Origin of the sequence: Micromonospora sp. WMMA1949 (assembly GCF_027460145.1) — a bacterium.
GTDB lineage: Bacteria > Actinomycetota > Actinomycetes > Mycobacteriales > Micromonosporaceae > Micromonospora.
Genome location: NZ_JAPZBG010000001.1, coordinates 865,038 through 878,505 on the forward strand (window position 1 = coordinate 865,038; position 13,468 = coordinate 878,505).

Genomic DNA, 13,468 nt, shown 5'->3' on the forward strand with positions numbered 1-13,468 from the left:
TTCGTGGGCTCCCCCTGACACGATGCATGTGTGGTGTTAAGTGTGGGCGCGCTGCGCCGTGACATGAACGACCTCGCCGTTGAGACGTGGCGCAAGATCGAGACTGGCGACGAGCAAGGCCTGGCCTTCGGCGAAAACTCGTTGACCGACCACAATCTCTGGACGCTCGCTCAGAAGCATCCAGGCCTGAACGTGCATCGCTTCAGCCAGAATCGAGAGAAGGAGACGGGTGCAGACTGGGAGTGGTGGATCGGTTCTATGGCGCAAGGTTGGCTCTGCTTGCGCGTCCAAGCCAAGCGAGCCTATAGGCGCACCTACCCGGAGTTAGATCACGCCGGTAACGGTGACGACGATTACCAGTATGACACGCTCATCAATTCATGCGACTTGTTGAGGGGCGAGTATCCGCTCCATGTGTTCTATAATGGCTGGAAGCGGAAATACTTCGGACACGACAGTGGTTGGGCGGCTCCCGCCAAGTGGCGAGCATGTTCGGGCAATGCCGGACCGGGAAAGTGTTGGCACGCTCACCCTGTCCATTATGGATGCGCGGTTGCATCGTCATTCGCCGTGAAGGCGGTACATGATCTACGCTGCTCCAATCGCCGCATGGTGACAGCGCACCTCTCGTGGGCGCTGCCATGGTCATACCTTTTCGGACGCTCCCGCTTGGGGAGACGTGTACGCACGGGTGCGGCGGAGCCCAAAGTAGCGACGGCGACGCCGGAGTGGCTTGATTGGGTACAGGCTAACCTCGATTCGCTCGTTGACGAATTGCCCGCAGATGCCGATATGCGACCTCGCCTTCCTGGCTCGACACAGACCGACGATCGGCGCCAACGCCGCGCCGAGCAACTCCCGGCGTATGCCAATGCCGTTCGTCGAGGTACCGTTCAGGACTCTCTACAAGAGATCTCCTTTATGAGCCCCGTCGCCTCCTGCGTAATAGTTCTCGACATTGACGCCGAGGAACGGGGCGAGGCTGACAACCATACAGGGGGTTCTTTGGACTACGAAGCCTGGAAGGCTCGACAAGGCGATTTGGGATAACACCCAGCCGACGGACAGCGTATCGTGGGTGCGCGAGCGCAAGGAAATCTTGCGGCATGAGGGAGAACGCTAAACGCAAGCCCACTCTTCCGCCAGGACATATTCGTCGTAGGAAACGCGCTTCATCGGCTCGCCGGAGCCGTAGGGGGCGACTCTTCGCCGCGTCAGGGGATCGGTAGGGAGCACTGCCGCCTCCTCGTGCCGCAGGTGTCCGGGGGCGTGGATGCCCGATCACGGGGGATGCGCCGGGCACCCACGCCGGTGAGGACGGCCCACAGCGCGAACCGGGGGAATCGACCTCCTCGGAGACCTCCCATAGGTACCGTTGGGTAGTCAAGGGCTGACGTAGGTGGTCTACTCGTGTTGCCAACCGAGGGGAACATCGTGCCACCGCGTTACCGCTATGAGCAGATCGCCGACGACCTCGCCGAACGCATCGCCAACGGCGAGTTCCCGCCGGGCTCCAAGCTACCCAGCCGGCGAGAGTTGATCGAGCACTACGGGGTCACCGAGCCGGTGATCGACCGGGCTATGCAGGTGCTACGGATTAAGGGCATGACGGAGACGCTGCCGGGCGTCGGCGTCTTCGTCACCGAGTAGCCCCCTGAATCAGGCGGAGGCGACCCTGCCGACCGCAAATTTTCGCACTTGCCCGACGGCGCCTGCTCGCAACCGTGACCTCGCGCACCGGTCTGCTCTCGGCAATTGACGGCCGCCCTCCTGTAATCACTTCTACCAGCGTTGCCGTCGAGGGCCGCTATGCCATCTGCCATCGACACGGGGGTTCTCGCCGTCAGCAGAGAGCGCGATGATGTCTTCGTGAGTCCGCATCAGCGATATCTCCGCCCCAGAGCCACCTCCGCCCTGGTTGGCTTGATCACGGGCGTCGCCGTGGCATCCTTCTGGCACCAAAGGACGCGATCAACGCACAGCAGCCGCTGTTGCAGCTTCGACGCCTCGCCGCCAGGAAAGCCTACTGCGGGTGCCGCAGTTGAGACGACGAACCCCAAATCCGGTAACGAACCTCCGTTCGGTCCGCGTGTTGCCCAATTCAAATCTGAGCTTCGAGGAGACAACGAACGTCGCGTCCACGATGGCCCGGGACTGGCTCAACAAAATCGATCACCAGTTTGGCTCCAGCTAGTTCAGGTTATCGGCACAGTAGCCTCGCTACTCGTAGCCGGCTATGCAGCCTATGTCGCCGCTGGAGCGCTTAAGGAGCAACGTGAAGACCAGGGCCGCGCTCATGCGATTCAGGTTTCTTGGTGGGTCGGACCGCCTGAGGACACCAATACCCCATGGCCCGATCACCACGTCCTGTATGTGCAAAATCGATCACCCGTTCCCCTGATCTTCCCAACAGCCAATGTTGGACCAAAAGGTCCAGGAGAAAAGAAGTGGCTACCTCAGGTACCGCCGTGCACACTGCTCTCACTACCGGTGGAGGCCAGTACCATTTGGAACGTTAGCTTCACCGAGCAGGGCCGTTTGTGGCTGAGGACTAATACTGGTTTCCTTCGCCAAAAGAAGGCGCCGCAGATAGGGGAACGGTTCCCATGGAAAGGGACAATACCCGAGATGAGCCTCGGGAGTAAGTACAAGTTTCAACCGGCGCCAGATTGCGGGATAGGAAGATAATTTGCGACTATCTTGGACAAAGAAAAAGCATTATTCGCCTGCGGTCCACCCTGAACGACGTTGAGTTGAAGCGGAACATAGAGCCGCCGTCCCGCCACCAGCGGGATCGGCGTCCGACACCTGCTGTCACCGCATCTCAGGCTGCCATGGTTGGTGGTTGCTTGACGGCGTTTGACGGTGTCCTGTGCCCCTGTGTGCCCCAATCTGACGCACTCAGCCGCCCTCCAGCCGCTTGACCTCCGCGTCGACGTCGGCCAACACCTGCTCCAAGGTCGGGCACGCTGCGGCGTGCCATTCGCGTACGAACACATCGCCCGAGTCTCCTGAATGACTTCGGCATGCCATGCAGGCAGTCATGACAGGGCCAAATCGCGTATCCCTCTGCGAGTAGGTCGACGGACATAACTTGGAGCAGAGTAAGTGGTGTCTGGTCTCGGCTGCGGCGTCTTTGCCACCGTTCCTCCTCATACAGGTTAGGAGTATTGAGCCCTCTATTAGGGGTAGCCCCACTCCTCGTATAAATATTGCTCTAGGACTCTCTGACGCTTCTGCTTGAGCTCCTCAACACTCACCTTCTTTTCGCTAAGGTCCAGGGTTCGAAGAGGAAAGATCCAATGATTTAAGACGGTACTGAAGTCGTCCTTAGTAGCTGATGCTTCATCATATAGCTTGCCCTCAATCATCGACTCAAGAACTTGGCCGTTCATCCTGCGGACCTCTGACCAAAGCATGGAATCATCTATCGGCACGTCCTTCCATGCAGCAGAAACCACATCCAGGCCACCTCTGGAAGTTATACCCATGCTTGCTAAGCTCGATACCAGTTCAGGTAGCCTGGAGGACACCCAGCACATTGGATTTTCGCCTGGCCCCCACCAAATGAGGTCGTCCCCTGCTTCAACTAGATCCACGTACAAGACTCGCTCTCGCTCGGAGATCGGTTGATTGCGGAAGATCCAGTCCACATCGTTTGGCCCATCGAGGTAGTGCGATTCCCTCAACGAATTTATATATCCCCGAACCTCTCCGAGGCTGGCCGGACTCCCTTGATATGCGGACGCATACAGACAGCGCGCAAGGTGCGAATAGAACCAAGAAATCTGGGTGGACCAAGCCTTGCCGTTCCGTGGGTCGGTGCGCACTAAGTCCAGCAAGATCAGAACCTTCGCCGCTTCCTCCAAGTAAAAAGCCTCAACTATACCTGCGCCATGGGGTCGCTCAAGTCGCTCCAAGTGCTTCGCATCTTCGTATAGCCTAGCTACCTGCCGGGTTAAGGCTTCTAGGCCTTCAGCAATGAGGTCGAATCTTCTGTTTGCCGGGAGTTGCAAAATAGCTTTGAGTCGACGTGGCTCCATGACACTTCCTAATAGGTATAGACCCAAGGTCCACTAGCTCCGGCCGTCCATTGCAGCCCAGCGCCGCATTACAGGCTGCAAGATGTTCATCGGGCCGCTCGCGCTGATGATCGGGTCTTGGAAAATAATTTCTCCGTCCTCGCCTCGCGTAAACGGGATGATTTGCTCGTTAACTCTGCCAGATCGCGTAATTCCCACGATTTGCAAAGCTTCCTTCCTACCTGGCTGCTCACTGACCGGCTTGCCTTCCTGCCAGCCAGGTCCTCCCGGCAACCCAAGCCATATCTCGACGACCATTGTCAATCCATCAGCATTCAGCCGCTCAACCTCGTCCGCTACCAAGTTCATTGCGAGGAACTTGCCCTGTGGATGTTCAACAACAAGTGGGAGGATCGTAAGGACTTTTTCCCCCTTGAGAAGAGTGACGAACGTGGCATGGAACTTACTCGCAGAGAGCACACGCTTAGCCGCCTCTGCCAACCGCGGCACTCTCTCGATCGCGTCGCCATGCGCCCTAAAATCCCCGAACTTCGACTTTGCCAGTTCGAGAATGTCGTCGTTCTGCCTCAACATGACGTATCGAGGGCCAACATCCGCACCATTTGCTAGATTGATGTATGCGCTTCTAGTGTCATCCGATAGCCCCATGCATGGCGGGAATGGAACGAGGGATGCCGTGACGCAATCCGGCTCTCTGGCGGCCAGATCACATTCTCCGATGCCTGATCGATGGTGAGCCTCGGCGATGATCGACGCGATCCGACCATAAGCATAAGAAGTGGCCGCCAACAGTTCTCGATCAGGAAGAAGCCGGTCAACCCGCCGCCGCTGAATCGCCAGAAGCCCTTCGGGAGGCAACACTAGACTTCTTAGAACAGTCACCAGGATTTGTTGCGTCGTAAAGCGCGACGGAAGCGTCAATGTCTTCTCACGCTCTGTGAGCCAATCCAAGGTCACCTTCACTCTGGCCTCACTGTGCAATTCGAGGTCAGATTCCTTCACGATCCGGTTTCTCGCCTTCTGAACCCAACGAAGGACCGGATCACCTCCCACCTCTTTCTGCCACTCCCCATACCATTCCTGGAAGCCGTCTAGTTCTGCTTTTCTTTTCTGCAGCAACCAAGTCACGTTCCGAAGATTCTGGATCAAGGCATTCAGATTCATTCGGAAGTCTTCGGGACTCATATAGCCATCTGCCGTCCGATGCCAATGGACGTGACAATCCATGAGCCGCCGGTGAGCGTCGGGGATGGGACAGTGCGGGAGCATGCCCCACTCTACCCACAGATAACAGGTGCTGCGTCAAGCGAGAATTGACGCGTTAACGTCAAAAGCGCGACGGACTAGCCCTCACGACGAGGCCGTGGTGGGGATGCGGCGCGCGCACCCCGGGCAGGCCCCTGGCCTGCCGGCAACGCCGGCCCGAGGGGTCGCAGAGGCTCCGGGGTCAAGGGCGGCCCGCAGGGCCGTCGCGCAGCGACGCGAAGCGCCCTTGACCTTGGAGGGGCGGCCCGCACACTCCGCGCTGCATCCCCACCACGGCCGGCGGTGACCCGCGCTATGGCGCGGCGGTGCGACGGCCGCGGCGCCCCGGCCGGCTGCCAGCGCACCAGTTGCCCACCCCAACCGTCTGTCGTTCGGCGGCGGCCCTCCGGGCTTCCCCGCTCTCCGCGCCAGCTGCCGGCATCAGGCGTGATGGCCGCAGAGCGATAGCGGCGCGGCCGGCGCGCGCCCAGGCGGCGGCGCGTGCGGCCCGTCAAGGGCCGCCTTGATCGATGTAAGGAAAGTTCTCCCATCGGCCGGGCCGGCCGGGCCTCGCCCTGCAAAGATGACGGCATGGACCGCTTCGAGGGCCGGTGCTGGCTGGACTGGTGGGCGAACTCCTCCACTCTGCTCGGCAGTGTCGAGGTGGCCATCGTGATTGCCGCCGTCACCGGCGGCTGGGAGGCCGATGGTCGCCTGGTCAGCGCGAGCGACGAGGACCGCGAGGCGTTTGCGTTCCTCTGCGAACTCGATCCGGTCTTCACGCTGCGATTCGAAGACGGAAGCGTTCTCGCCGTCACCGTGCAACCCACGGACGGGCATCGCCGCTTCACCCTCACTGAGTACACCGGTCCGGTTCAGCGAGCGGTCGTCAACCGCATCGCTCTGTAGGCAAAACCGAACCTGATCGCTCGACGTCAGTTTCACGTGACGTTGACGTGTCGGTACCCGGTGCTACTCTGGCGCTCGTCGAGCACGCCAGCGCGGCTTTCCTGCCGGACCGCTGGACTCGACGTCGAAGATGCCGAGCGGCCGTCCTGCCGCTGATGCGGGCCACCTCCCCGCCGGCTCTCAATCGCACCGGCCGCCGTGCCGGTTCCCCGAATCCGCTGATCGGCCCAGCACGGTCCTCCTGCCGTCCACGATGGCCCGGATTCGCGCACCTCCACGGTGGGGCAGCCTGCGGCAACCCGCCGGATGCCGATATCCCAGGCTCCCCGCCCGTGCCCGGCCCATTACGTCCACGAGCGTGAAAGGACATGACCCATCGGCGGGAAGTGGTACCACCACGAATTCCGCCCTCCGGCGTGAGCCGCCCTCTCGGCGGTGCCAGGAGACACGACGAACACCACCACCAGCGGACATGCGTCCACGGCTGGTGGTGCTTCGTCTCCCGTCCCTGCCACCCCCGCACGAGGAGACCGCCATCTTCACCACCTATCGCCCCGGCCTCGCCGCCGGTCGTGACGTCCAGGTCCTGCACCGCGCTGCTACGCCGGGGTTCTCCGGCTGGCTGGAGCACACCCGCCCCGCCGGTGGCTGTGCTCGCCCTGTGCGCCTCACGGGCACCATCGCTGCCGTTGACCGGAACACCGGCCGAGTGCTGAGCGAGCAGCACACCGACGAGCTGCCCGACCGGACGCTCTACAAGGCGTGCGGTAACCGCCGCGAGTCGGTGTGCCCGGACTGCGCCTGGGTCTACCAGGGCGACGCCTACCAAGTCGTCTGTCGCGGCCTGACCGGCGGCAAGGGCGTTCCCGCCTCGGTCGGCCGGCACCCGGTCGTCTTCGCCACCTTCACCGCCCCGTCCTTCGGCCCGGTCCACCACCGCCACGTCCCAAACCACACCTGCCGCACCCGGCAGCGCTGCGACTGCCGCCCCGCACCGTGCCGCGCCCGCAGCAACGCCGGAGCCTGCCCGCACGGGCAGCCCGCGGCGTGCTTCGCCCGCCACGACGCCGACGATCCGCGGCTGGGCCAGCCGTTGTGCCTTGACTGCTACGACCACGCCCACCAGGTCGTCTGGAACTACTTCTCCGGCGAGCTGTGGCGGCGCACCAAGCAGGCCGCTGATCGCCACCTCGCCGCGCTCAGCCGCCAACGCGGCATCCCGAAGGTCGGCATCGTCACCGCCTCCGGCAAGGTTCGCTGGGTGCCGCCCGTGCGGGTGTCGCACGGCAAGGTCGCCGAAATGCAGCGCCGCGCAGCGGTGCACTTCCACGTCCTGCTGCGCCTCGACGGCGTCGACCCCGACGATCCGGACGCCCTCGTGCCGCCGCCGGACGGCATCACCGTCGACGACCTGGAAGACGCGATCCGCGCCGCCGCCCGGCAGATCACCGTCACCACACCCCCGCACCCCGACCAGCCGCAAGGCTGGCTGGTCGCCTGGGGCGAGCAGGTCGACGTCCGACGCATCAACAGCAGCGACGGCGAGCTGACCGACGGCAAGGTCGCCGCCTACCTCGCCAAGTACGCCACCAAGGCCACCGAAGCCACCGGCCACAGCTCCACCCGACTCACCCCCGCCACGGTTGACGACTACGCCGACCCCGGAGGCGACCATGTCGCCCGCCTCATCGACGCCTGCTGGCACCTCGGCCGCCCCACCCACACCGACACAACCGGCGGCGCCCCAACCGCCGACGACCGTCAAGCCAGCCTTGACGCCAAACCGAACGCTTACACCGGACTGCGCCGCTGGGCGCACATGCTCGGCTACGGCGGCCACTTCCTCACCAAAGCCCGCCGCTACTCCGTCACCTTCGGCCAACTCCGCGCCACCCGCACCACCTACCGCCGCGAAGAGGACGACGAACCGACCGACACCATCAGCGTCAGCACCCTCACCTACCTCGGCTCCGGCTGGCTCACCGAAGGCGACGCCCTACTCGCCAACACCGCCGCCCGCCAGCGACGCGAGAGCAGACGAGTCGGCCGAGAAGAACTCACCCACGAAACCTGGGTGGCCGCATGAGCCGACACCTGACCCCGCGCTGGTACTCCCCCGCTGAGGTCGCCGTGCTGCTCGGCTTCGGCATCTCCAAGGTCAAGATGAAGATCGCCACCGGCGAACTGCGCTCCATCAAGGACGGCAAATACCGCCGCATCCTCCCCGAATGGGTCGACGACTACATCCGCGAACAGGTCGAACGCCAGGAGGCCGCCTGATGCCCGGACGCACCCGAGCCAACGGCGAAGGCTCCATCTTCCCGTACCGCAACGGCTTCGCCGCGTACGTATGGGTCACCAAGCCCGACGGCCGGCGCACCCGCAAGTACGTCTACGGCAAGACCCGCGAAGCCGTCCACGACAAGTGGATCAAGCTGCATCAGCAGGCAAAGCAGGGTCCGGTGGCGACCAGCGTCCCCACGGTCGGCAGCTTCCTCACCTACTGGCTGACCGAGATCATCAAGCCGAACCGGGCACCCCTGACCTACGCCACCTACGAGACGTTCGTCCGCCTCTACATCTCCCCCGGCCTCGGAGCGAAGCGGCTCGACCGGCTCCAGTCCCGCGACGTGCAGACCTGGATCAACCAGGTCGCCCGCACCTGCCAGTGCTGCGCCCAGGGCAAGGACGCCGCCCGCCCCAAGCACAAGCGCCGCTGCTGCGCGGTCGGCCGCTGCTGCCAAGCCGTCCCGTCGACGCGGACGGTCAGCGACATCCGGGCCGCACTGCGGGCCGCCCTCACCCACGCCCAGGCCGAAGACCTCATCACCAAGAACCCGGCAGTGCCTCGCCACCGTCCGCCGCCGCCGAGGTAGGTCCTGGTCGAGCGACGAGGCACGGAAGTTCCTGGAATCCGCAAGAGCCGACGACGACCCGCTCTACGCCGCCTACGCCCTGGTCCTCGTCACCGGCCTCCGCAAGGGCGAAGCGCTGGGACTCACCTGGGCAGACGTCGACCTCGACGCCGGAGAACTGACCATCGGCCGCCAACTCCAACGCGTACGCGGACAGCTCCTGCACCGCGACACCAAGACCCAGGCGTCCGACGCGACCCTCCCCCTGCCCGACATCTGCCTCACGGCCCTGAAACTGCGAAGCGAACAACGCAACGAGGCTGAAGCAGCCGCCGGCAAGGCATGGCACGAAACCGGACTCGTCTTCACCACCCGCTACGGCACACCCATCGAGCCGCGCAACTTCCAACGCTCCTGGCAGACGCGATGCGACAAGGCGAACGTCAAGCCGATCACCGTCCACGACGCCAGACGTACCTGCGCCACCCTCCTGGCCGACCTCGACGTCCACCCCAGAGTCGCCATGCAGGTGCTGAGGCACGCCCGCTTCTCGGTAACGATGGAGATCTACACGCAGGTCTCATCGACAAAGACGAGAGACGCGCTCAAGCGCCTCGGCGAATCCCTGAGCCGCTGACGAGAACTGCTGTACAAAGCTGCTGTACGACAGCAGAAAGGCCACCTCCCGAAGCCGGGAAGTGGCCTTTGACCTGCGTGGGCGATACTGGGATCGAACCAGTGACCTCTTCGGTGTGAAGGAATGATCGCGAAGGTTTAGCCACGCCTCGCGTAAGTGCATCGCCTGCGTAAGAATCCTTGCCGTCCGTCGTCGTCCGCGAGAGTCCACACCGGTCGTCACCCAATTAGTCACCCACCTGTGCGTGGGCGTCGGCTACATCGGCTGGTCGAGATCCAGCGGAGGACCAAGAGCGGCGTCCAAGTCCGGGGGCGGACCGAGTGCGGTTTCTAGGTCGGGTAGCGGACCAAGCGCCGCATCCAGGTCTACGGGCGGGCCAAGCGCCGCGTCAAGATCTACCTCGGGACCCAGAGCTGCGTTCAGGTCGGGCATGTCAGGTTCGTTCCACATGCCTCTATGGTTACACAAAGTTAGCTCGTTGATCCACTCGGTGCGCGGCGGCTGTTGCCCCGCCCGCCTTCCTAGCCATCCCGTCGGCCTTCGTCCGCACACCGTGGATCAGGTGGGGCCTGCCCGGTCAAGGTGGAGCACCCTACGTCTGAACGACCTTGACCGGGCAGGCCCCGCCTGATCGGCTTGCCCCGGATGAAGGGTGCCGGGGTGGCGTCACCATCCCAGAGCGCCGGAGCGCCCCGCCGGAGGCACTGCCTGTGTCTCGTCTGCCATCACAGCCCCGGAACTGCCATCGACCATGGCGGCCCGGGGCTTCTTCGTATGTCGCGCCGTCGGCGGGCTATCACCGATCGCGCTGTGGCCGAAGGCCTAAGGCGCGAGCGGCGGGCCAACGGCCCGGCCCAGGTTCGGCGGCGCGCGCGGCCTGCGAAGCGGGCCGCCTTGAAGACGTATAGAAAGTTCTCACCGGCTACGTTCTCCCAAGACGCCAGCAAGTTGCATCCGATGAGGGGTAACTCTCGGGTCGGAGTTCTGATAAGAAGATTGCATGACCGACGGAATTCCCCTTAAGACACGCTTGCAGCCAGACCGCTACAACTGCGTCTGGCTGGTGCCCGACGAAAGCGGCCAGGTCAGGCGATTGGTCGGCGATTTGGAACTGTCCGCAGACCGTCCACCTGCGGGCAGTGCGTATGGGAACATCCCTTTGCGATTGGATCCCTCGCCGAGTGGAACGCGGTCTGCAGGTTTTCCACAGCAGCGCTCTTACCCAACATTACGCGGCGAGTTGCGAAATGGACTCGACGTTGTCTTAATCGAGGCAGAGACGTTTAGCATGAGTTTCGACGCCGCCTCGATCGATGGTCGAGCCGCCCTAGTTGGGTGGTGGCCAGCACCCCAGGAAACTCCCCTAGCTTTCGACGACATAAAGATTCAGGTCACAGGACTTGATGCAATTGCAGGCGTCGGGCCACTAAAGTCTTTCACCTTCCCTGCTGGCGGCCGGGCATTTTACGAGCACCCCTGGAAAGTCGAGGCAAACCCAGATAGCGAACAGACCTGGTCCGACGGCACCGCCACCATCGATCTCAGTTACGACGCTTCCTTGAGCATCGGGGATCCGTATTTCTACAGAATGTCGTTCAGCCCTGTGGTTCGAATAAAGCTGAGCGACCGCCTTACGTTCAACGAATGTCTAGAGAAATGGGTGGAACCTTTAAGGCGTCTGACATGTCTCGCAACGGGACGCGCGGAGAAAATCACATACCTGGCCATGGGTGTCCAGACGGAAGACCGATCGACCCGAGACGGACGTCTCCAGGTCTACGGGACGGGCATCACTCAGGATCCCTATGCGTCTCGAGAAAAAGACGTAAGGCAAAAGAGTCCGGCATTCGCCACCAAGCGCGATGGGATCTCTCTCCTGGGTCTCTTGCGCGGTTGGCAATCCCTACTCAATGAACAGCATCCACTCCTGGAAACGTACGGATCTTCGATCGGAATCCCTCAACAGCACCCACGCGCACGGTATTTGCTTTTGATTCAGGCGATGGAGGGTATGCATGGGTATGAGAACAAGGCCAAGAACGAAGCGCAGACTGCGGCTCACATGGCCAGGCGGGATGAGGCTCTCGGCTCCTTGCGCGAGGTTTCCGGGATCCCTCAGTCTGCAATGAGGTTCGTTCAGAGGTTCCTCGCCAAACGGCCTTTCTCTAATCTTGATACTTGCCTGCGGGAAGTTATTGAGTCGGTTCCCACTAATGTGATGCGCGAGCTTGACGATGCTGATCTGATCCGCTCGGTAGCAGCCGACTCCCGTAGTCCTCAAGGCACGCCCGGATCTCTCAGGATCATCCGTAACGATCTGGCGCATGGCACAAAGGGGTACCCCGTCTACTTACTGCATGAGGTCAGTCAGATTCTAGAGCGGGTTGTTCGCGCGCATTTGCTCCGCATCCTCGGCTGCGGGGAAGAAGTCCAAGCGCGCGTCGCGAGGGCTTCTCAGCATTAGGAGGCACGAGGGGATGCTGGATACTCGTCGGCGATAATGGAGAAGAGGAGAGAATCTCGCCATGCTCCGTTGGTAAAAACGTGGTGGCGAAGACGGCCTTCATACTGCATCCCCAGCCGCTCCGCGACCGCTACAGACGCTGCGTTGTCGGGTCCGATGGCAGCTGAGATCCTGTGAAGGCCGAGCTCACGAAAGCCGAACTGAAGCATTACCTGCGCTGCATCGGTGGCGTAGCCGTGGCCCCACTGGTCGGCACGGATGGCGTACCCGAGCTTCGCGGCCTTCACGCCGTCGAGGCCGAGCCTCGCGAAGCCGATCAGCTCGTCACCCGGCAGGGTTACCGCTAGGTAGTACTCGTTGCGGGGCTCTGTCTTGGCTCGGGCCACCGCTCCCTCGATCATCACTGTCGCGGCTTCAAGGTCGCGGTTGTCGAACGAGAGCCACTGGGTCACGCGCTCGTCGCCTACGAGGGCAAGAGAAGGGGCCGCGTCGTCGCTGCGGAATTCTCGCAGGATGACGGCGCGGCCCTTCAACGTCACGGGGTACATGCCCCGATCTTGCCCTACCTGGGAAGTGCCTTCAGCGGCGTGCTGGTGAAGTCCTCGATCTGCTGGAGCAGGTCACGCCCCTCGACCGACAGCCCAGCGCGGGTGATGGCCTGGTGCACGCGCTGCACCGAGTGGATGATCCCGTTGATGCGCTGGCTCGGCGGCAGTTCAAGCACCGGCCGGACGGCCTCGACGGCGCCCTCCAGATCCCGCGCGGCAATCCGTGCAATCGCCAGGTCTGAGTGTGATCCGGCCTGGTCACCGAAGGCCCAAGCGGGGTCGTTCGGGTTGGCGTAGGCGTTGACGGCGCGGGTGGAAAAGTCGACTGCCTGGTCCGCCTCGTTGGGCAACCAGGCAAGGGCGTCGGCGGCATAGTAGAGCGTGCGGGGTTGGTTGAACGTGCAGATGCCGCCCAACTCGTCGACCTCGTCCGGCTCGACGCGGCTCCACGCCTCCTCGGCTGCTCGGATCGCGCTGAGCGCCTTGGCGCTGTTGCCGAGCGCGGCGTAGCCGCGGGCTGCGCTGACCGGCAACCACACGGAGGTCGTACCGGCGGCGCTGGCGGCGATGCTGGTGCCCGCTTCCGCGTACCGGACGGCCTCGGCGTAGCGACCGGCCCAGTAGGCGACCATGGATTGCAGGCCCCGGAGCCAGGCTCTCAGCCCGTTGTGGTCGGCCTGGTCGGCGCAGAGCACGGCGGTACGCGCTTGCAGCATCGCGGCGTGAGGGTCGGCGAGGTCGTGGGACGCCTTGGCCAGGAGCCCGCT

Annotated in this window: 10 protein-coding genes and 1 pseudogene; 7 read left to right on the forward strand and 4 right to left on the reverse strand. The window is 63.1% G+C overall.

Features of this window, described 5'->3' with window-relative positions; all coding sequences use genetic code 11:
- Positions 1–30 precede the first annotated feature (30 nt).
- Complete coding sequence (locus tag O7607_RS03760) at positions 31–1,050, forward strand: DUF6615 family protein (protein WP_269701009.1); 1,020 nt, start codon at positions 31–33, stop codon at positions 1,048–1,050.
- 384 nt (positions 1,051–1,434) lie between these two features.
- The gene (locus O7607_RS03765; RefSeq protein WP_269701011.1) at positions 1,435–1,650 is read left to right on the forward strand and encodes a winged helix-turn-helix domain-containing protein; all 216 of its coding nucleotides are present in this window, start codon (positions 1,435–1,437) and stop codon (positions 1,648–1,650) included.
- Positions 1,651–3,182: 1,532 nt separating this feature from the next.
- Here the strand turns inward: O7607_RS03765 and O7607_RS03770 are convergent.
- Entirely contained in the window at positions 3,183–4,043 is an 861-nt protein-coding gene (locus O7607_RS03770; protein ID WP_269701014.1) for a hypothetical protein, read from the reverse strand.
- Between the two features lie 33 nt (positions 4,044–4,076).
- A complete protein-coding gene (locus O7607_RS03775; RefSeq protein ID WP_269701016.1) occupies positions 4,077–5,228 on the reverse strand; it encodes a hypothetical protein in 1,152 nt (383 codons plus the stop codon).
- A gap of 651 nt (positions 5,229–5,879) precedes the next feature.
- Here O7607_RS03775 and O7607_RS03780 point away from each other — a divergent pair.
- The 5 genes and pseudogenes from O7607_RS03780 to O7607_RS03805 all read left to right on the forward strand — a co-directional run bounded on the left by O7607_RS03780 (position 5,880) and on the right by O7607_RS03805 (position 12,153).
- Complete coding sequence (locus O7607_RS03780) at positions 5,880–6,197, forward strand: hypothetical protein (protein ID WP_269701017.1); 318 nt, start codon at positions 5,880–5,882, stop codon at positions 6,195–6,197.
- 472 nt (positions 6,198–6,669) lie between these two features.
- The gene (locus O7607_RS03785; protein ID WP_269701018.1) at positions 6,670–8,283 is read left to right on the forward strand and encodes a replication initiator; all 1,614 of its coding nucleotides are present in this window, start codon (positions 6,670–6,672) and stop codon (positions 8,281–8,283) included.
- Complete coding sequence (locus tag O7607_RS03790; protein WP_089008620.1) at positions 8,280–8,477, forward strand: excisionase family DNA-binding protein; 198 nt, start codon at positions 8,280–8,282, stop codon at positions 8,475–8,477. Before O7607_RS03785 ends, O7607_RS03790 begins: the two co-directional genes overlap by 4 nt.
- Positions 8,477–9,689: pseudogene (locus O7607_RS30455) on the forward strand (tyrosine-type recombinase/integrase). The gene O7607_RS03790 and the pseudogene O7607_RS30455 overlap by 1 nt, the downstream one beginning before the upstream one ends.
- Positions 9,690–10,689: 1,000 nt before the next feature.
- A complete protein-coding gene (locus O7607_RS03805) occupies positions 10,690–12,153 on the forward strand; it encodes a hypothetical protein (RefSeq protein ID WP_269701023.1) in 1,464 nt (487 codons plus the stop codon).
- Here O7607_RS03805 and O7607_RS03810 read toward each other — a convergent pair.
- Positions 12,150–12,701, reverse strand: coding sequence for a GNAT family N-acetyltransferase (locus tag O7607_RS03810; protein WP_269701025.1), 552 nt, complete (start codon positions 12,699–12,701; stop codon positions 12,150–12,152). The two genes, O7607_RS03805 and O7607_RS03810, sit on opposite strands and share 4 nt — an antisense overlap.
- Positions 12,702–12,715: 14 nt before the next feature.
- Complete coding sequence (locus tag O7607_RS03815) at positions 12,716–13,417, reverse strand: XRE family transcriptional regulator (RefSeq protein WP_269701026.1); 702 nt, start codon at positions 13,415–13,417, stop codon at positions 12,716–12,718.
- Positions 13,418–13,468: the final 51 nt, after the last annotated feature.

What these genes read in the sequence shown, in the direction of transcription:
- O7607_RS03775 (WP_269701016.1), bottom strand. Translation starts at nt 5,228, where the DNA reads ATGAGTCCCGAAGACTTCCGAATGAATCTGAATGCCTTGATCCAGAAT.
- O7607_RS03780 (WP_269701017.1), top strand. Translation starts at nt 5,880, where the DNA reads ATGGACCGCTTCGAGGGCCGGTGCTGGCTGGACTGGTGGGCGAACTCC.
- O7607_RS03790 (WP_089008620.1), top strand. Translation starts at nt 8,280, where the DNA reads ATGAGCCGACACCTGACCCCGCGCTGGTACTCCCCCGCTGAGGTCGCC.
- O7607_RS03805 (WP_269701023.1), top strand. Translation starts at nt 10,690, where the DNA reads ATGACCGACGGAATTCCCCTTAAGACACGCTTGCAGCCAGACCGCTAC.
- O7607_RS03810 (WP_269701025.1), bottom strand. Translation starts at nt 12,701, where the DNA reads ATGTACCCCGTGACGTTGAAGGGCCGCGCCGTCATCCTGCGAGAATTC.
- O7607_RS03770 (WP_269701014.1), bottom strand. Translation starts at nt 4,043, where the DNA reads ATGGAGCCACGTCGACTCAAAGCTATTTTGCAACTCCCGGCAAACAGA.
- O7607_RS03815 (WP_269701026.1), bottom strand. Translation starts at nt 13,417, where the DNA reads ATGCTGCAAGCGCGTACCGCCGTGCTCTGCGCCGACCAGGCCGACCAC.
- O7607_RS03785 (WP_269701018.1), top strand. Translation starts at nt 6,670, where the DNA reads ATGCGTCCACGGCTGGTGGTGCTTCGTCTCCCGTCCCTGCCACCCCCG.